This window comes from Vibrio sp. Vb1574 (assembly GCF_033338675.1).
In genome coordinates this window covers 283,674-301,676 of the sequence record NZ_JAWOTC010000002.1, presented here as the reverse complement: position 1 = coordinate 301,676, position 18,003 = coordinate 283,674, and the positions used below count along the sequence as shown (strand labels likewise).

The window sequence follows — 18,003 nt, the reverse complement described above, 5'->3', positions numbered from 1 at the left end:
GGCTACGATGATTAACTGATGTAACCGATCAGATCGTAACTTCCTGATTTAGTTCCATCGAATTACGCAACAAAGCCTACTTTTTGTGTAAGTCTTCCATTTCACACCAACCTTGCATAGTTAAAACGGCGGCGTGACTGCTTTAATTTTCTAACTCGATATTTCTTCACGTTATTTTCCTTCTTGTTATTACCTCCCCATACAAAGGTGTGAACGTGTCTATAAGCTATTCAGCATGTATACGAGAGGTTTTGTATTCGGTTGTATTTAGAGAGGGGTTAGGTTGGGTTAGGTTGCCTTATGAGTTTGATAAAACTCATACAACTCGCAATCTAATCGATTTGTCACTTCTTCAATGTCCTTATAAAACTCTCTAGCTATTAATTTGCCAACCACACGAGGGTATCTTATCAACAAGGCTAAAAAGTCATCTGAATCTAGATGTTCATATACAAAAACGTCATGCTGTTTTGATGTTGGAACTTTAAATTCGTTGTCATTCAAATCTAACCATTGATCTTCATATAGCTCGATAATCTCCTTCGTTTCCTTAGTGGGAATAGGTAACTCAGTGATCATTAGCGGAACTGAACTATTTACAAAAATCTCCTCGATCTTGTGATCTTGGCGAGTAATAAAAATGGTGTTATAACCTTGCTCTGGCTTTAATACCGTGAAAGTGTTCATATCATTGTTTCCTCTTGTTTGGAGTGATACATACAAGAAGCCCTACATTGTGCTTCATTCAAGCATGTATCAGGTTTGTATTAGTGTTGTTTGGATTAGCCTGTAGAGGCTGTGTAAGGCGTTAGCGTTGCGCTAAAAGGGGATGGGTAGATTATCTCTATTGTTTATCATTAATGGGGTTAACTCACGACCTGACTGCCGCCAAACTCCTGCAAGTTGTTCCCAATCAAAGAAGTGTTGAACCGCACCGTTAACAAATAATCGGCGTTCTTGCTCGGTAGTTGTTTCCATCCAAAGATCATAATCTTCACGTTCTTCTAGTTCTTCCGTTGGTGCTGGTTTACCGTATTTGAAATCAACCTTACAATTCATGTCTGAACCCAATACTTCTCGCCAGCCATAAAACATTGCATCAACTAAGGCTTTCCATGCAGATGAGAAAGTAATGAAACTATCATGTATACAGATGTATGGTAGGCCATGTGCTTTCAAGTAGAGCATTACTTGCTCAGCAATACGACTATCATAATTTTGTAGTAGGGCAGCCGATTTACCATTAAAATATTTTTCTATCTTATGGTTCTTTTTCCGTAGCTGGCGAACAATATCATGACACTCAGTTTCTGTTGGTTGTCTGTGCAGGTCTTTGAAGACTAAAGCCTTATCACCGACAATTTCAGAGGGTAAATAGTTATCCAGTTTAGTGAAAATCTTATCTATTTCATTGAATAAACTCTTACCAGGATTACCACTGTTAAACATCATCATCATTGCGAGTTTATACACAGCACGTTTAGCCTCTTGGGTTCCTTTAATTGGGCTATCACAATCAGGGATCATGTATGGCTTAAACTCTCCGTGCGCTTGCTCTGGCCTAATGCCTTCTAATTCGTAGGCAATGAAAGCATGATTCGATGAATAGTCTCCTTCACATACTGGTAAATCATTAATCGTAATGTCCTTACGCTGTGGCTGTCTCATACTTTGAAATGCATTCACATAACGACCATAGCTATCGAACATCGTTAAACCATTATTCTTTTTCTCATTGGAATACAAAGAGAATTTTCTACCCATTTGTGGATCGACAATTACGCCAAGATGATTTTTAAAAGTGAAATCGAGTAGATGTGTGTTCAGTTCGTTCAATCGTCCCTGTTGAATCTTTTTACCCTTTGCTGGAACTTCTTCTTCCCAAACTTTACTGTGTTTGATAGTTGTACTTACGCTGTTTCTAAGGGTTTTAATCTTGGTATTCGGTGCTTTATCTTCGTTCATCCCATCAAGTAAAGTGAATGCTTTATCACTAAGTTGAAACACGCTTACGTATTGTTTACAGATCCCTTCTTCGTTTGTACTGTCGCCAATGTAAAGTGCCCCATATCCTTCATTGACCGCAACCTGAAGCATGTCTATCCATGATTGAAAAGATACATCATCCTTACCTTTGTCTTTGAATAGATGTTTATCTAGGCTAACTTTGAACCCTACGTTATTACGGCTTTTTGCAAGATTAACCATGTAAAGGAAAAGTCTTGCACCATAGGATTTCTTACTGCCTGATAGGGTTTGTAGTTGTGTAATGACACGGTTGTATTGTCTGTGAAACTTTACGCCACCGTTATATTCAATATTGATTTCAGTTTGTTTTAAGGAAGTGTAAATGTTGTCAATGAAGTGGGGGGATTGTTCTCTTACTTTAGGGTGAGATTTATTATCGTACTTCGTTCCCTGCATATGTTTCCGTCTCCTCTTGTTGGGATATAGCTTTGTAAACAAGTTGGTTAATGATGTAACTAATAGATTTGTTTTGTTGTTGTGCCATTTCTGCAATTACTTGTTTTGATTGCTCGTTATATATTGTTGCTCTCATTGATATTCTCCGTTGATTTTTAATTTCAGTTTATAGTTAAAATTAACTCAATCCTTTATGTGGCTTGGGTTACAGAGTATCTATAGTGTATATGAGTGGAGGATTAGATTAATAGGATAGGAATGATTCAGGAGTAAGCCATATCATATAATTCCCAGTTACTAAGTAAGCATATTCCTCACCGTCTTTATGTTCCCATTGTCCTTGATAGAATTTACGTTCTAACTCAATAACACGGTCTATAGTTTTCTTTCTCTCATCATCAATTTTATTCATCAAACTTCCTCTTTAATATTACTGTTGAACTCTTGGAGTAATCGAAATAGGCTTAATGCTAAGCCAATATTAAAAGCTTCTTCATGTCTGCCTTTCTTACTACGCTCTGATTTAAGTTTTGAATTAGCTACAGGATTTGTATCACCTTCAATTAAACGCTGTAACTGATATTGTGTCAGCACTGGTAAAGTGTGTAGTGTTAATTCCTTGGGGATATTCATATTAATATTTCCTTGTGTTATTGATTTATAAATTTCAAATAGCAAAAGTCCACCAATCTGTGATTCCTTTGGGTAAAGGCAGATAGTGTAATTCTCTAATGAGAATGATTGGTCAGATTGTTTGGCTATTGAAGGAGGGGAGTTCTCTTGAAAGGCGTATTTCTCAACGCTATACAACCATTTTATTACAAATGAGAATCAATGTCAACAACCAATTTGTGATTCATATCAAGCTTAACGTATTTGGAGTTGACTTTTATCTATTTATAATATCAATCTTACGTATTTATAGAATTTTGTCAAGCGAGGGTAGGTAAGTTACTGTTTTTATTAGCAAGCTCTCTTTTAGAGCTTTCATCCTTAAGAATACCCAACTTAGATACGAATGACTGTGTATTACATATTCAGTGTTACAAGGTTAATCTCTCTCTCTCTTCTCTCTTCCTCCACTCATATACACTATGTAGTAACCAGAACCCTTTATACATAAGACTTCCGAGTAATTTTAACTAGGAAATCAAATTAAAACTTGATGATATTGCTATACTCAAACATGTTGTTTGAACCCTGTTCAGAAGTACAAGAGTCATCACCATGAAACGATTATTACTAGCTACTCTCTGTCTACTCCCAGTTGTTACCCAAGCAGAAACCATCTGTAAAACCGATGCGATAGGAATAACACGTTGTAAGGACTCCAATGGGGTAGAGACAAGGTACAGGACGGATACTCAAGGCACTGTTAGATCATCGGACGGAACAACGTATAAGGTTGACGCTCATGGAGCTATACGAGGCTCAGACGGCTCAATATATAAGACTGATTCAAACGGAATCATTAGGGATAACAAGGGTAATACTTGGCGTGAAGATACGCATGGAAAGTTGAGGGGTAGTGATGGATCAATCTGTAAGAAAGATCCTCACGGTGCTGTAAGGTGCAAAAACTGAGCAAGTTGTAAATGCTGTGCTATGCTACTAGTCTCTTAACGTCAATTGATTAGGATCTCGGTTTATGGATATTCCCAAAGGTATTGCTAGAAAGATTAATCCTGCTGCAGCGCATGACATGGATGAAATGAATAAACTCTTAAAATCACAGGAGGATTATATAGAAGGATTACTGTTTAATGACCATGAAGTAAATGAAGATGGTTCGATACAGTTTCTATATGATCACCCTGATACATTTACCGAGCTAGAAGAAGAAAAAGCGAAGATTATAGTTACTCGGGTACAAAAGAAGTTTATGGAAGATAAGCACAATAAATAAACTTCATAAGCACCACTCTCTGATTTAATAATTTCCATTGGTGGTGCTTAACAAACCTCTCTATCCATTCTACCCCACAGATTAAAACTTTTCATAAATGGTAATCAATTTACCAAAAATGCAACAATCGATGCTGAATAATAATTCAATCGATGAATATAGACCATATGTGCAATATAAATGAAAATACTCTGATATTAAGTCGATTTGTGCATTGGATGTGTGAGCGTGGGGTAATTGGTGTGCAAATGCTTCTATGCGGCTCAGACAAGCGTTTTAGCGGTGAATTAGTATGAATGTATTAATATTGATTAGGACGTTGTGAGAGAGTTTGAGGAGTTTTAATAGGCAATAAAAAACCGCCCATGGTAGGCGGCTTGATTGGGAGGAGGTATTTAAGTAATCAGTAGATTTCTACTAGCTTCAAAGCGTTATTAATATCTTCTTGTTCAATACCAATATAACGCAATGTCTCGGAGCTTGAACGGTGTTGCAATATACGCTGAACCATAGCGATATCACCAGTTAAGTTATAGTAGTTGTAACCCCATGTTTTACGAAATGAATGAGTACCAATGTGCACACCTACAATTAAACTTACTTCTTGAAGAACCTTAGCTATTTGTTGTCTAGAAATAGGCTTGTCAGCACCTCCAGAACGGTTTGAATCACTAGTGAATAGGAACGTGTGACCTTTACCTTTCGCAACGTCTACACGCTTTTTGAGTAGTTTCTGCAAGGTATCAGTCATTTGAAAGGTATCACTCTTTCCTGTCTTAGATGCCTTAAACTTAACGGTGTTACGCTGTACGTCTACATCATCTACCTTTAGACCTAGAATGTCACTGATACGTAAAGGTAGGTTGAAACCCACTTTGATCACATCAATCACAACTTCACTGTAGTTCTTCTCAGCAAAACTGATCACTTTCTTAACTACATTCTTATCTTTAATCGCTTGTACTGTTTCCATCTTAATAACCCTCCCATAGGTTACTTATAATTAAACATAGTACATTTATGTCAATTAGAAAAGAGGTTTGTAGATATGAATTTAAAGAAGACAAGCACTGGTAGGGGATCTCTAATTGACACAATCGGTTTCTGTCAATTAGAAATGAGAATGCCTCTCATGTATCACCACTATCATTTGTTGCTTAAATGATTCTTAAAATGTCCACAGAAAAGGGCAGTGATTGGTGGGGTAAATAGAGCGTTGTTTGTATGCGGAATAGGTGCATAAATATTTCTACATTTCTACGATTTTCAAATCTGGGCGTGTGTGCCGTGCTCAGTGAGTCGATCTCTCAATTTTGAACTTCAAAACCTTGCCAGCATTACCTTATCTATCCATTTAGATATTTTGCCATATCTACACCAGAGCCAATATTTTAAATGCTTATGTGTCAAATTTAATTTCATGAATATGCGTATTTTAAGAATAAATATGTTGTTTATGGTATAATTAGACATATAGAAATATTTCTATCCTTCCCGAACTAGTCCAAATACCCCAATTTTAAGCAGTACACCAAGTGTTTTCATAAGATGCTGAAATATAAATAAATTATATTAAATATTGGCGTATTTACACAAAAGTAAGCAGCACACCTTTTTACACGATATTTCAGCACATCAAGGTATCCCAATGACAGCAAAACAACGCCTTGCAGAATTAATTCAATCAGATTTAAGAACTCTTACGTTCTCATTGATAGGTGATACACCAAGGATCGCAGAGAGTACGGTAGTCACAGTCTGGTTATTAGGTTTGAATCTAACACCTAAGCAAGTGGTAGAACTTCAGTCAGCCGTACACAACTCATCCCCGACACTAACAACCGTTTATAAGATTTCTAGTCGATTCAAAGACACAGTGAAGTTACTAAAGATCGAATCTCACGAACTCTACGCAAAAGCCAACCTACTATAAAAATAAGGAAGTAACACAATGTCAGCCGTAACAGTGAACATCCCAGTTCAACCAAAAAATACAAGCCAGCGAATTCTTGACCAGCAACTAGATCAAATCCTAGACCTCATCACCGCTAAGAATAAGAGCCTTGCTGATATTACTAAGGCGTACCCAAAACTCACTAAAGTGATCCTAGATGCAGCTACAGGAAAGAACACTGATATTTCCGGCGTTCAGTTAAAAGCAGTGCAAATGGCTTTATCACTGGTAACAGATTTAGAAAAATCTATCAAAGATAGTGAGCAAATTGTTTTAGCTCTTGAAGCTGTCAAAGAAGCAGAGAAGGCAGCACCGAAAGATAGTAAATCTTCTCTTCTCCCTAAACTTTAATCGAGAGATGTCCTATGCAAATTCGAATGATAGGTGAGCACACCTCACTGTTATACAGGTACTTAACACACCTTGGATATATGGAAGAAGAGATCCAAGAGAAAGGGGTGTACTGTCCATTAATCAGCCTAACCTCTACCGATACTTCAGAAGCTTTGTTTGGTTTTATCCTCACTCAACATGAAACACTGTTCGAAATCCTTAAAACAGGTGGGTTCAACCATTTGATTTTTGTACTACAGCAATTTGTTGAAAATACAGGTTTACCGTTTTCTCCCCCAACACAAGAAGATGTCACTCAAGCATTTACTAAAGCTGTGGAGTTGTACAACAAAGAAAAGGTTGTTGGTTGTGAGATCATAATGGGTTTTGGAGTCAGTAATTGAAGTCACACTTGGCATAATTAAAAAGGAGCTTAATTGCTCCTTTTTGCGCTGTATGTAACGTTGTTACCTGATATTTGAGTGTGTAGCTATTGCATTAATTCACTCTTTTTTGAATTGAACTCATCTTCAGAGATAACACCTTTTTCTTTCAGTGAATGTAACTTTTCAATCTCATCAGCGATGCTACCCGATATATTGGTTTTCTTCTCAGGGACTATGAAGCACCAGATTAGGGCGACTAGCCACCCAACACCCCAGAATAATCCGCCTAATACGTTAATAAGGATAATGGGAATTTTGTAAGGGTGATTTTTTCTGATAGAAATAATCGTTGGAAGAAAAGCCAGTGGTAGTAAAATTAAAAAAATGAGTAATTGCCAAACGCTAACGCCACCCATATCAACACCTAATTAATAAGTTAAACTGAAGACATGATAGCATGAGGTTTCATATCATATCTTGGTTGAGATCCTGTTTTTAATATCATGCAAAAATTTTAGTGAAGTACCTACACATGAGAATCATTGAAGTGTCACCACCCAGTTACCGCCTTTATCCTTAATGTGATAGGCGTAGTTGTGGTTGTTGCACCACACGGAAAACCCTCTTGTAAATGACATTTCTACAATCCCCGATACGCTGTTGCATTTGTACCCGTACAAACCAATGATTTTAACAAGTTGATTTATTGCTTCAGGGTTTTCTTTGATACCTTCTGGTACTCTAGCTCCTGATTCGAGGAGAGGGTGAGTAAAGGTATTTGCTTGTTCAGCGTTTTTTCTTACCCTACTGTTTTCCAGATTACTTATCCCAATGGTCATAGCGACTAATACTATTGAAACTAATACGAATACTGACCTAGCCTTAGCTTCCTTGGTTGGTTCTTCTTCTTCTTCTTCGGTACTTTCAAGGCTGTTCCGGTCTTCCTGATGTGGAAGCGGTGTAAGCTCATAAGAATCACTTGCTAAATTGCTTTCTTCTTCTGTTTGTTCAGATTCTTGTTGAGGTGGTGAAACATTAACTTCCGTTGGACAACCACAGTTTATACATGCGCTTGCCTTATCGCTGTATTCCTTTCCACACTCTGTACACGTTATCAATGCCATCAACACATCCTAGATCATGCTCATCTAGTTACATATTTTAGTGCCTTAACCTTAAAGTAAGATTGCACTAGTTCAAAAAGTGTAGAAATTGCACTTATGGAAAAATTTCACAGAACTGTGTATTTATACAGTATTGGTATATTCTAGCATTTTGAGCAAGTGAGGATGTCAATATGAAGCTTACAGAGAACCATTTTACCAGACCGTTAAAATCTGCATTGCTCGTAGAGTACCGTTGTGAATGTGGTGAAGGTTTTTATCGTGTATCTCAAGACCACCCGATAACGAGACACAATCAGATCCCACACCTTTGTTCCAGCTGTAATCAATTAGTCTATTTTGCTGCGCCTTATCCCTTTGTAAGAATCAACAATGATCATGACTTTGTACACTGGCAAACGTTGAGAGGTGCGAACTTGAAAGGTAAATAAGGCGGCTATGTTGCCGCCTGTAGTTCTACATGAATTCATAGCTTAAGCAATTGATACTCTCGGCTAATGATGGAACGTGTTCAACACCTCTATCTATGTAACGTTGTTTTGTTCCTGTATGGCTGTGACCCATTAACCATTCAATGTGAAGCTCTGAAACACCACCAGAAGCCAAACCAGAAGCAAAGTTATGTCTAAAGCTGTAAAAGCTTAGTGGTAAGCCTTTGCTATCTTCTTTAGACATACTGAGAGATTGCATCAAACGATTAAAACGTTGTGTGATGCTTTGAGAGGTGTATATTTCACCACCTGATTTAATGTAATCAACGACCCCAAATTCTTTAAGTTTCGGGTGAATAGGGATGTATCGTTCTGCGTTGACGGTCTTAGTACCTCGAACGTGTATGTAATCAACACCTTGTTCTGTCTTGATGTCTTCAGGTTGAATGTTTTCAATCTCAGAGTTACGCATACCAGTATACATTTGAAGCAAGATCGCCACCTTAAACCCATCTAAATCATTCGTGGTTGCAAAAGTTTCGAAATCGTTCAATTGAGCTTTTGTAAATGAACCACGTTCACCACCACCAACAAAATCATTAAATCGCATATCCTTCACTGGGTTGTTATCTATCACACCCAGACGCCAGAAGTGGTCAAAAAACAAATTAACAGCCGTTTTAATCCTACCTAGTGTTTTACCTACACGTTCACCTTTTGGAACGTCACCTTGTTCTGCTGCTTCTATGCGCTCCTCAAGGGTCATTGACTTCCAAGGGTTGTGTTTGGTTAAAGGGAACTGACTATACAACCTGAAAGCTCTATCAATCTCCTTACCGTTGATGTCTCCGATTGGTTTATCCTTCCACAAGTGCAGAATTAAACCTGATAGATAGTTAATCTTTTCATCTGAGGCTTTCTTACTAACTGGTTTGTTTTTATTAATGTACAAGTTGCTCGATTTATCATGAATATATTGATCTAAGGCTTCTTTGAAAGTCGGTGTGGTTGGGGAATCTACTAACTCAGTTTGTGACGCTGTACCAATCTCAAAACTTTGTTTTAAAGCAGCTAGGTTGTTGTGAGCCGTAACTAGGTCATCATTGGCTAGAGCGTTAGCAATCGATTTTTTATATGTGTCGAGTAGTCCTAACTCTTGGGTAGGCTGTTCATAATGTTCTTCTAAACCACAATCGTTTTCATCTGCTTGAGGTAAATTCGAAGGACGTCGAAGCTTATCAACTTGTGATTCTCTAAAAGTAGGTACATGTTTGTAATGCTGGCTTAGATCTTCACTTGCCATTCCTTCTGCATCTTCTACCTGCATATTGTGTAAAGTCGCGCCTATAGTCTGCTTGTAGTGAGCTTTGATAGCTGCCTTACCTTGAATTGAACGAGGATATAGAACGGCTGTAACAGCATCTAACGCAATCTCTATCTGATCATCAACTATCGCTTTTAACAACTCTACAGACATTTTCCCAATTCTCCTTGTTTCGATTAATACATTTTCTACCATCTCTTGAGCAATCGGTAGTATATCGGTTTTAAGTGACTTCCTAAAAATTTTCCCTTCGCAACGGATAGAAATGTAAAAAAATCTTCCTCTTTTTATTAGGTAATTTGAACCATTCGTGTATGACCAGACGTATGACATGTGTATATCATCCAGATAATCATGCTAACCTACCGGAAAGCACGTGTTTTACTTATCTGAGAACCCCGAATTGTGGATAGCTTTACCGCTTGCAACATTTGTTACGTTGGCACTTGTAGTGATGAGTTTGTTGAAAAGATTGTTAACGCCAGTAAACACTTAATCGCAGCGAGTGTTATCAAGTTTGGAACACTCCATGACACTTTTATTTTAGTTATCCACAAAAACAGTGGATAACTTTTGGGATAACTAAATGGGGTAAAAAGTGGGGTGTTTCTGCAGGCTTTGCGCCATGGGTCTTACAGTGAAATTCTTATTCACATAGACACAAAAAAGTGTCTTCTTAACCATGTAGTCAAGTACTTTTTCGCAAATTTTTTCCACTTTAATGCACTTTACAGGCGCTGTTGGATATTTCGCAAACCCATGAACTTTTTGTGATTTTAATCAAGTCCAAACACGAGTAGAATTCACCGTTAGTAAAGAATTTTCCTTATAAAATTTTTAGTGAAGCAATGAAGTCTGAGTTTCCAAGTTATAAAGATAAGCATATCGCTGTTGTTGGTGGCGGTGTAGCAGGTGCAACAGCAGCAATTCATTTTGCGGAGCTGGGTTTTAAAGTTTCCGTAATAGAGAAGGGCGTATCACTAGTAAATGGTCCACCCATTTGTCATTTGCATGCTGGTGGTAATTTATATCGAGAGATTTCCGAGCAACAGTGCTTAGACTTGTTAGCACAATCTATTGATACTGTTCGCCTGTATCCGCTTTCACTGAATATTCGTCCGACAATCATCGCGGTTCCTCATTCCGATGGTGGAGACCCATCCACACTAATTCCGCGATTAGAGGTTGTGAAAAGTGCTTATCAGACGCTCGTTGATAAAGATGAGAGTAATAAAGTGCTCGGCGAGCCAAGCGAATACTACAAACTGTATTCAAAAGCGGAGCTAGAAGCTCTCGCGCAACGTACTCAACCAAGTCATCCTACAAACTTCGATGAGTGGTGCATTCCTTTTGCTCAACATGCTGATCTTGAAGCGCTAAAGTATCCTGTTGTCGCAGTTCAAGAATATGGTTGGAGTGTTTTTCGCCTCGCCGCAATTGCCAACTTAACACTAGATACGCTTCCTAATGCTTCGGTCTTCACACAAGCAACGTTTAAGCAAGCCGATTGGATGGGGGAACACTGGCAACTTGGCTATGAACGTGAAGGTATCGATTACCTGATGACATGCGACTACTTGGTTAACGCGTGTGGCTTTGAAACAGGCTCAATTGACAACACAGTTGGTGCCAAGCGAGACAGGTTGGTGGAGTTTAAAGCCGCTTACGTTACGAGGTGGGCAGACTGTCAACAACAATGGCCAGAAGTTATTTTTCATGGCCCGCGTGGAACCGATAAAGGAATGGCTCAATTGACGCCTTATGGCGATGGTTACTTTCAACTTCATGGTATGACAAAAGGAATCACGCTGTTTGAAGATGGTTTAGTGGAGAGCACGAACTCATCTGCTCAACCTGAACTGCCTATGCCTTTACTCTCGAAGATCCGTTACGGCTGGAGAGAAGAAGTGTTAGAAGAGCGAACGAACAACGCCATCAAACACATGGCGCAGTTTATTCCCGACTATCACTCTGCTGTAAAAGGAGGAAAAGCATTATTTGGCGCTCAGCAAATTCCCGGAACAGATCCAGTACTCAGAGCGGCAGATGTGACTTTTGAAGATAACCACTACGCGAGAATAGAGGTGGTAAAAGCGTCATCGACACTACTCGCAGCGCAAAAAATGCTTCAATTCTGGTTTGACATCGATCCTAACCAAAATGTGGAAACACAGCATCCGGTCGCTGTGAAGTGGTCTGAACAAGAGGTCGAGCAGTACGCGATTAAACTCACTCAAGAGCGAGGCTATCCACAAGCTTTAGCAGTGCGTTATGGTATGCCTGCATAATCGGCTGTGTTTGGGCTCAGTGGTTGTATTAATACCCAAAAAACTGAGCCCATTGGCACCATACTTCTTGCAAGCCTAGTCTATCTCCTTTCACAAAATTGACTTTTTGTCCGGGTTTCGCCTGTGCCAGTCTAGGTAAGTCAATACGAGCTACGCAGCCAAATTTAGGATACCCGCCAATAGTCTGGTGATCGTTGAGCAGCACAATAGGGTTACCATCGCTAGGTACTTGAATTGAACCTAATGCAATTCCCTCTGATAGGACGCCTTCGTAAGGTGGACGAATGTTATTGCCCTCAAGACGGTAGCCCATGCGATTCGAATTTGGGGAGATGATGAATGCTTTGTTATAAAATGCTTGGCGAGCGTCTTCATCAAAGTCCTCGTTCTGATAGCCTTCAATCACTCTCAGCTTAATGGGTAAGTTGTAATCTGGCTTAAAGCGAAACGTCATTTGCCTTGGTTTACGTTTCGGTAAGTTATGAGGGACAAAGGGAAGAATATCACCAGCTTTCAAAGCGCCACCATTTGAATCATAACCACCTAGAGATTCTCGCAAGACGGTCGATGCGCTTCCTAAGTGCTGAGCAACATTGAATCCACCTTTAACCGCTAGGTAGGAGCGAAGTCCATTCCTTGCGACTCCGAACTGAAGCTTCTGTCCTTTTTTCAACGTAAAGTCAGACCAATTTGAAATAGGTTCACCATCTATTTTCGCATTTAAGTCACCGCCACATATAGCAAGGTGGCAGTTATGCAATGCAATAAAACAAGCGTTACCCAGAGTAATTTCAATCGCAACGCAATTGACTACGTTACCAAGCAAATGGTTGGCCCAACTGTAAGCATAGTCGTCGACCGGGCCACCTTGAGTCACACCGACATGCGCTAAGCCAAAACGACCAAAGTCTTGAACTAAAGAGAGCGGTCCTGGCTTTTCCACCAGTAATCCACCGTAACTCATAGTACGCCTCCTAAATCGATAAACTCTTGTTTTGAAATAGCATTAAAGGTGACCTTGTCACCCACTTCAAACGGTATAAAAGGAGGAGAGTCGGAGAAGAGCGCAAGCGGGCTTTTACCAATAATGTTCCATCCGCCAGGACTATCTGATGGATAGACGGCCGTTTTAGAGTCTGCGATTCCTACACTTCCGGCCGGCACTTGAGTTCTTGGTGTGGCAAGCCTTGCCATGTGCAATTGAGTATCAACGTCCGAGAGAAATGCAAAGCCTGGAGCAAAGCCAATTGCAGAAACCGCGTACTCGGTTTTCGTATGCAGGGTAATAAGATCGTCTAATGACAGACCTCGCTTTTTAAAACGAGATAGATCTAACGCGGTTTCTTCAGAGTAATATACAGGGATAGTAATGTGATTCGGCTGGGAAAGCTTAAGTGATTGAGTATCAAACTGGCTCACGATTTGTTGCAGCTCATTGGCTAAGTTCTTTTCGTTGATTCGAAAAGGTAAGTAATCAATGAGAATAGTTTGATAGGAGGGGACAACGTTCATAACAATTGAAGCGAAAGTTTCTCTTATGCTGCGAGCAAGCTCTCCGACTGCATTTTCAGAAATACTCTCATCAAACTTAATGAAAATACTGCACTCGGAGATCAAAGAGATATTAAATTTCTCTTTATGCATTAATTTCCTCCAGCGTATAGGCTTTGGCGGATCTTTTGGATCAGCGCGATCGACTCTTCATTGTCACCATGAACACAAATTGTGTCGGCTTCCAATAATATGTAACCGCCTGAAGCGGTTTTGACACGCCCAGAGTCAGCTAAGGTCCGGACTTGCTCAAGTATCGCGTGCTCGCTTTTTAACACGGCATTGGGCTGTGTTCTAGGAGTCAGTAAGCCGTCATCTTGGTATAAACGATCTGCAAATGCTTCAAATAGCAAGGGAACATCATAATCGTCTGCGATTTCTAAGTATTTTTCGTTTTCCTGTGAAGCTAGGATCATTAACGGTACTTTGAACAGTGCTGCCGCCTTTACTACCGCTCTAAATATCGCATCACTTTTCATCATGTCGTTGTATAGAGCACCATGAGGCTTTATGTAACTGATGTCTGTGTATTGCGCCCGGCATAATGCTTGTAAAGCACCAACCTGATATATAACCATGTTCGTAATTTCATCACCCGTCATGCTTATGCTTCGTCTGCCAAAGCCTTGTAGGTCGGCGTAACCTGGGTGTGCGCCAATATCAACATCGTTGTCATTCGCTAGGGTGATAGTGTCGTGCATGACATTAGGGTCGGAGGCATGAAAACCACACGCGATGTTCGCCATATCAACATGGGGCATCACTTCTTCATCTGCGCCCATACTCCAAGAGCCAAAGCTCTCGCCCATATCACAGTTCAATGTAAGTTGCTGTTTATTCAATGTCATACGTTTTATTTCTACACAAGCAATGGGTTTACGATGCAGGAAAATGCATCTAGGTTCAGTGACTCACTTCATTCTTCTATCATGAAAACGAGGCTTTTTGAGCAGATAGGTGACGAAAAAGATCACGTTAGTCCATAAAGATGTTGCCGTTATTTGAGTTGATCCGAATTTTAAGGTATTTCGTTTCTTTTCCATCCAATTTTTGAGAATTTAAGGTTATTTTGCATTAGCATCGTGTTAATCTTGTCGCCCTTCATGGGTGATAGATTGCATAATGGTTCTTCTGTCATTTTTGTGGTTGTCTGCGACAGGAATATATATGTCATTACGAGCGAAGCTTATTTGGCCTCTTCTGGTCTTTTTAACGGCTATCTTTGTTATCTCAAAAGGTTACACCTCGTATACTGTATACCAATCGTCTAAGCATGAACTGGTCGAGCAGACAAGAAAGTTGATTAACAACGTTTCTTTCTCAATTAAAGATGCGCTGACGACAAAGGACAAGCAAAAAGCTCAAACTATTCTCGCCAACTTTTTAAACCAGCCAAATGTAACGCGGGTCAAACTTTATGACCAAGATGACCAACCATTCGCTGTTATGGAGATAAGTGGGGCACTGGCACCCGTTCCAAGTCAAACCGAAAGAAGTAGGTTGCACGCTCTAGGCTATGCCTTATCAACCAAATTTCTTTATGTTCTAGAGCCGATTATCCATGATGGCTATGTCATTGGTAGCATGAGAGTTACGCTTTCTCATCGCCCAATTGTAGAAGCCATACAATCTTTACTTCGAGATGGCGCTTTACTTCTTCTGTTTCTGATCGCTGGTGGCACTGTTTTTTACATAAGTATCGAGAGGCTTGTTCTCAGGCCCGTGATGGAACTCACCCGCGTAATAGAGAATGTGACACACGGACGAAACACGGAAAATCAAGCTCGCTATTACGCCAAGGATGAAATTGGAGACCTCGCGAGCTCTTTCAATCAAATGATGAATAGGTTAACAGTACGTGAGAAGCAGCGGCAACATTCGCTAGACACACTAGAACAAAAGCGCGCATTTTCAGAAGAGGTTATCGAATCTGTTCAGCATGCATTAGTTATTACAGACAATTCCGGACGTGTTATTCATTGTAATACGGCGACCCAGCAAATATTTCAAAAAAAATTAGATGAACTTAAATATGCCAATATTCGTGATCTAATTAAAACCAAAACACCGAATGAGCTGAGTCAGATCCTGAGTCGAGGCCTAGAGTGCGATGATATTCACCTCAAAAATGCAGATAACGAACAGCAGTTGAGCCTAACCAGTCGTCGCCTCTCGACACATGAATACTTACTGTTTTCGATTCAAGATATCACCGAAATTGAAGAAGCCATAAACCGGCAACGTGTTGCGGGACGCGTTTTTGAAAGCAGCCAAGATGGTCTCATTGTTCTTAATCATCGCGGTGTCATTACGATGGCAAACCCTGCCGTCACTAAGTTAGTCGGCTTAGAGGTGGATCAGCTTATTGGGAAGTCATTCATCCAAACGCTAAAGTGGCGCAAGTTACAGGAAATGATGCCTAGTATCATCGAGTCGATAGAAAATTATGGCGTTTGGCAAGGTGAAGTTATCGAGAAGAACCATATTGGTCAGTTTGTACCGATGTTTGCTCGAGTCAATCGTATCGTTAAGTGTGAAGACTATGGTTTCTATGATCTGGTTATTGTTCTTACCGACCTTTCCGGCGCAAAAGAGATGGAACGATTGGAGCATTTAGCTCATCACGATGCTTTAACGGGGTTAGCCAATCGATCTAAGTTCCATTTAGAGTTGGAACAACTAGTACAACGCTCTGGATACTTGCGTGACGAATTTGCAGTTTTGTACCTCGATCTGGATGGATTTAAAGAAGTTAACGATACCTACGGTCATGATGCAGGTGATGAAGTTTTGAAAAAAGTTTCCGAGCGTCTAACATCTGCGACGAGACATAGTGATTTAATCGCAAGACTTTCTGGTGATGAATTTGTCATGTTGGTTAATCCCGCCAATCAAAAAGTGGTCACCCGAATAGCAGAACAGTTGCTCGAGAGCATATGTGCTCCAATTGAGTACAAAGGTCACTTACTCAAAGTTGGCGTTAGTATCGGCGTAAAATTAGTCGGCGTAAATGAGCGCGATGCTACTCGAGTTTTAAAAAGTGCGGATACGGCAATGTATCAAGCAAAGAAAGCCGGGAAAGGCCAAGCAATATTAATGGGATGCGAATTACAAGAGACAGTTTAAATCGTAACGTCAAAGCTTTAAACTAACTCAATTCGCGTCAGAAGGAATAATAAAATGAAAGTACTCGTTACGGGTGGTATGGGCTATATCGGTAGTCATACGTGTATTCAAATGATCGAAGCTGGCATGACGCCAGTGATTCTAGACAACCTGTACAACAGTAAATCTACGGTATTAGATCGAATTGAAAAGGTATGTGGTGTAAAGCCAACCTTCATTAAAGCCGATATCAGAGATAAATTGGCGATGGTAGAAGCACTAAAGTCGCACAATATTGAAGCTGTTATCCATTTTGCAGGTTTAAAGGCCGTCGGTGAGTCTGTAGCAAAACCTTTAGAGTATTACGACAACAACGTTAATGGCACTTTAGTATTGGTTGATGCAATGCGTGAAGCCGGAGTTAAATCGTTGGTATTTAGTTCATCAGCGACTGTATATGGTGATCCTGCATCTGTACCCATCACAGAGGACTTTCCAACTAGCGCAACTAACCCATATGGGCGCAGCAAATTAATGGTAGAAGAGTGTTTAACCGACTTCCAAAATGCGAACCCTGACTGGAGCATTACACTTCTTCGTTACTTTAACCCGGTAGGTTCACATCCAACAGGCGAGCTAGGTGAAGATCCTCAAGGTATTCCAAACAACTTAATGCCGTTTGTTTCTCAAGTTGCGGTAGGGCGCAGAGAGTTCCTTTCTGTGTTTGGTAGTGATTATCCGACCAAAGATGGCACAGGCGTACGTGATTATATTCATGTAATGGACTTATCCGATGGTCACGTTGCTGCATTAGAAAAAGTAGGTAGCAAAGCTGGCCTTCATATCTATAACCTCGGTACTGGTAACGGCTACAGTGTACTGGACATGGTGAAAGCATTTGAAGCCGCAAGTGGTAAAGATGTCCCATACCAACTTGTTGAGCGTCGTCCAGGTGATATTGCAGAGTGTTGGGCGGATCCATCAAAAGCGATGAATGAGTTAGGTTGGAAAGCAACTCGCTCTCTAGAAGAAATGACTGGCGATACATGGCGCTGGCAGTCTACTAACCCTCAAGGTTATCCAGATGCCTAATCTTTAATTTACATAATAGTAACAAAAAGGCGCGTGATTGCGTCTTTTTTGATCCAAATCGGAAAAAATCGTAAATTACTGGTTA

Annotated in this window: 19 protein-coding genes; 7 read left to right on the top strand and 12 right to left on the bottom strand. The window is 40.0% G+C overall.

What is annotated here, in order from left to right; translation table 11 throughout:
- Window positions 1-288 precede the first annotated feature (288 nt).
- From R7O12_RS03095 to R7O12_RS03075, 5 genes are all read right to left on the bottom strand, one after another.
- A complete protein-coding gene (locus R7O12_RS03095) occupies window positions 289-687 on the bottom strand; it encodes a hypothetical protein (RefSeq protein ID WP_154204370.1) in 399 nt (132 codons plus the stop codon).
- A gap of 132 nt (window positions 688-819) precedes the next feature.
- A complete protein-coding gene (locus R7O12_RS03090) occupies window positions 820-2,424 on the bottom strand; it encodes a hypothetical protein (RefSeq protein WP_154204371.1) in 1,605 nt (534 codons plus the stop codon).
- A complete protein-coding gene (locus R7O12_RS03085; RefSeq protein ID WP_180764294.1) occupies window positions 2,402-2,560 on the bottom strand; it encodes a hypothetical protein in 159 nt (52 codons plus the stop codon). Before R7O12_RS03085 ends, R7O12_RS03090 begins: the two co-directional genes overlap by 23 nt.
- Before the next feature lie 108 nt (window positions 2,561-2,668).
- The gene (locus tag R7O12_RS03080) at window positions 2,669-2,836 is read right to left on the bottom strand and encodes a hypothetical protein (protein ID WP_213965944.1); all 168 of its coding nucleotides are present in this window, start codon (window positions 2,834-2,836) and stop codon (window positions 2,669-2,671) included.
- Window positions 2,836-3,057, bottom strand: a complete 222-nt coding sequence (locus R7O12_RS03075; protein ID WP_140101680.1) for a hypothetical protein — start codon at window positions 3,055-3,057, stop codon at window positions 2,836-2,838. Before R7O12_RS03075 ends, R7O12_RS03080 begins: the two co-directional genes overlap by 1 nt.
- Window positions 3,058-4,072: 1,015 nt before the next feature.
- On the opposite strand from R7O12_RS03075, the gene R7O12_RS03070 reads away from it, so the two are divergent.
- Window positions 4,073-4,330, top strand: coding sequence for a hypothetical protein (locus R7O12_RS03070; protein WP_213965945.1), 258 nt, complete (start codon window positions 4,073-4,075; stop codon window positions 4,328-4,330).
- A 403-nt stretch (window positions 4,331-4,733) separates the two neighbouring features.
- On the opposite strand, the gene R7O12_RS03065 is transcribed toward R7O12_RS03070, so the two are convergent.
- Complete coding sequence (locus tag R7O12_RS03065; protein ID WP_153646002.1) at window positions 4,734-5,303, bottom strand: tyrosine-type recombinase/integrase; 570 nt, start codon at window positions 5,301-5,303, stop codon at window positions 4,734-4,736.
- Between the two features lie 675 nt (window positions 5,304-5,978).
- On the opposite strand from R7O12_RS03065, the gene R7O12_RS03060 reads away from it, so the two are divergent.
- Genes R7O12_RS03060 through R7O12_RS03050 form a run of 3 tightly spaced genes read left to right on the top strand, consistent with a single transcriptional unit; the run spans window position 5,979 to window position 7,021 of the window.
- The gene (locus tag R7O12_RS03060) at window positions 5,979-6,263 is read left to right on the top strand and encodes a hypothetical protein (protein WP_213965946.1); all 285 of its coding nucleotides are present in this window, start codon (window positions 5,979-5,981) and stop codon (window positions 6,261-6,263) included.
- Window positions 6,264-6,281: 18 nt separating this feature from the next.
- Entirely contained in the window at window positions 6,282-6,635 is a 354-nt protein-coding gene (locus R7O12_RS03055; RefSeq protein ID WP_213965947.1) for a hypothetical protein, read from the top strand.
- 14 nt (window positions 6,636-6,649) lie between these two features.
- Entirely contained in the window at window positions 6,650-7,021 is a 372-nt protein-coding gene (locus R7O12_RS03050; protein ID WP_213965948.1) for a hypothetical protein, read from the top strand.
- Between the two features lie 86 nt (window positions 7,022-7,107).
- On the opposite strand, the gene R7O12_RS03045 is transcribed toward R7O12_RS03050, so the two are convergent.
- The 3 genes from R7O12_RS03045 to R7O12_RS03035 all read right to left on the bottom strand — a co-directional run bounded on the left by R7O12_RS03045 (window position 7,108) and on the right by R7O12_RS03035 (window position 10,215).
- The gene (locus tag R7O12_RS03045; RefSeq protein ID WP_213965949.1) at window positions 7,108-7,419 is read right to left on the bottom strand and encodes a superinfection immunity protein; all 312 of its coding nucleotides are present in this window, start codon (window positions 7,417-7,419) and stop codon (window positions 7,108-7,110) included.
- Window positions 7,420-7,542: 123 nt separating this feature from the next.
- Window positions 7,543-8,127, bottom strand: coding sequence for a hypothetical protein (locus R7O12_RS03040; RefSeq protein ID WP_213965950.1), 585 nt, complete (start codon window positions 8,125-8,127; stop codon window positions 7,543-7,545).
- Between the two features lie 456 nt (window positions 8,128-8,583).
- Entirely contained in the window at window positions 8,584-10,215 is a 1,632-nt protein-coding gene (locus R7O12_RS03035; RefSeq protein ID WP_213965951.1) for a tyrosine-type recombinase/integrase, read from the bottom strand.
- A gap of 515 nt (window positions 10,216-10,730) precedes the next feature.
- Between R7O12_RS03035 and R7O12_RS03030 the strand changes: the two genes are divergently transcribed.
- Complete coding sequence (locus R7O12_RS03030; protein ID WP_033907074.1) at window positions 10,731-12,170, top strand: FAD-dependent oxidoreductase; 1,440 nt, start codon at window positions 10,731-10,733, stop codon at window positions 12,168-12,170.
- Window positions 12,171-12,198: 28 nt separating this feature from the next.
- On the opposite strand, the gene R7O12_RS03025 is transcribed toward R7O12_RS03030, so the two are convergent.
- The 3 genes from R7O12_RS03025 to R7O12_RS03015 are packed head-to-tail and all read right to left on the bottom strand — an operon-like array spanning window position 12,199 to window position 14,569.
- Complete coding sequence (locus R7O12_RS03025; RefSeq protein ID WP_005376316.1) at window positions 12,199-13,134, bottom strand: biotin-dependent carboxyltransferase family protein; 936 nt, start codon at window positions 13,132-13,134, stop codon at window positions 12,199-12,201.
- Window positions 13,131-13,814: a 5-oxoprolinase subunit B family protein gene (locus R7O12_RS03020; protein WP_005376314.1), complete on the bottom strand. Its 684-nt coding sequence runs from the start codon at window positions 13,812-13,814 to the stop codon at window positions 13,131-13,133. Before R7O12_RS03020 ends, R7O12_RS03025 begins: the two co-directional genes overlap by 4 nt.
- Window positions 13,814-14,569 carry a 5-oxoprolinase subunit PxpA gene (locus R7O12_RS03015; protein ID WP_053307689.1) on the bottom strand — a complete coding sequence of 252 codons (756 nt, stop codon included), beginning with the start codon at window positions 14,567-14,569 and terminating at the stop codon, window positions 13,814-13,816. Before R7O12_RS03015 ends, R7O12_RS03020 begins: the two co-directional genes overlap by 1 nt.
- A gap of 319 nt (window positions 14,570-14,888) precedes the next feature.
- On the opposite strand from R7O12_RS03015, the gene R7O12_RS03010 reads away from it, so the two are divergent.
- Complete coding sequence (locus tag R7O12_RS03010) at window positions 14,889-16,847, top strand: diguanylate cyclase domain-containing protein (RefSeq protein ID WP_318125610.1); 1,959 nt, start codon at window positions 14,889-14,891, stop codon at window positions 16,845-16,847.
- Between the two features lie 54 nt (window positions 16,848-16,901).
- Window positions 16,902-17,918, top strand: a complete 1,017-nt coding sequence (galE, locus tag R7O12_RS03005; protein ID WP_318103868.1) for a UDP-glucose 4-epimerase GalE — start codon at window positions 16,902-16,904, stop codon at window positions 17,916-17,918.
- The last annotated feature ends 85 nt before the right edge of the window (window positions 17,919-18,003 follow it).

Coding starts and splice junctions, on each gene's coding strand:
- R7O12_RS03050 (WP_213965948.1), top strand. CDS start 6,650: ATGCAAATTCGAATGATAGGTGAGCACACCTCACTGTTATACAGGTAC.
- R7O12_RS03080 (WP_213965944.1), bottom strand. CDS start 2,836: ATGAATAAAATTGATGATGAGAGAAAGAAAACTATAGACCGTGTTATT.
- galE (WP_318103868.1), top strand. CDS start 16,902: ATGAAAGTACTCGTTACGGGTGGTATGGGCTATATCGGTAGTCATACG.
- R7O12_RS03095 (WP_154204370.1), bottom strand. CDS start 687: ATGAACACTTTCACGGTATTAAAGCCAGAGCAAGGTTATAACACCATT.
- R7O12_RS03040 (WP_213965950.1), bottom strand. CDS start 8,127: ATGGCATTGATAACGTGTACAGAGTGTGGAAAGGAATACAGCGATAAG.
- R7O12_RS03090 (WP_154204371.1), bottom strand. CDS start 2,424: ATGCAGGGAACGAAGTACGATAATAAATCTCACCCTAAAGTAAGAGAA.
- R7O12_RS03075 (WP_140101680.1), bottom strand. CDS start 3,057: ATGAATATCCCCAAGGAATTAACACTACACACTTTACCAGTGCTGACA.
- R7O12_RS03035 (WP_213965951.1), bottom strand. CDS start 10,215: ATGTCATACGTCTGGTCATACACGAATGGTTCAAATTACCTAATAAAA.
- R7O12_RS03015 (WP_053307689.1), bottom strand. CDS start 14,569: ATGACATTGAATAAACAGCAACTTACATTGAACTGTGATATGGGCGAG.
- R7O12_RS03085 (WP_180764294.1), bottom strand. CDS start 2,560: ATGAGAGCAACAATATATAACGAGCAATCAAAACAAGTAATTGCAGAA.
- R7O12_RS03025 (WP_005376316.1), bottom strand. CDS start 13,134: ATGAGTTACGGTGGATTACTGGTGGAAAAGCCAGGACCGCTCTCTTTA.
- R7O12_RS03020 (WP_005376314.1), bottom strand. CDS start 13,814: ATGCATAAAGAGAAATTTAATATCTCTTTGATCTCCGAGTGCAGTATT.
- R7O12_RS03060 (WP_213965946.1), top strand. CDS start 5,979: ATGACAGCAAAACAACGCCTTGCAGAATTAATTCAATCAGATTTAAGA.
- R7O12_RS03045 (WP_213965949.1), bottom strand. CDS start 7,419: ATGGGTGGCGTTAGCGTTTGGCAATTACTCATTTTTTTAATTTTACTA.
- R7O12_RS03010 (WP_318125610.1), top strand. CDS start 14,889: ATGTCATTACGAGCGAAGCTTATTTGGCCTCTTCTGGTCTTTTTAACG.
- R7O12_RS03070 (WP_213965945.1), top strand. CDS start 4,073: ATGGATATTCCCAAAGGTATTGCTAGAAAGATTAATCCTGCTGCAGCG.
- R7O12_RS03055 (WP_213965947.1), top strand. CDS start 6,282: ATGTCAGCCGTAACAGTGAACATCCCAGTTCAACCAAAAAATACAAGC.
- R7O12_RS03065 (WP_153646002.1), bottom strand. CDS start 5,303: ATGGAAACAGTACAAGCGATTAAAGATAAGAATGTAGTTAAGAAAGTG.
- R7O12_RS03030 (WP_033907074.1), top strand. CDS start 10,731: ATGAAGTCTGAGTTTCCAAGTTATAAAGATAAGCATATCGCTGTTGTT.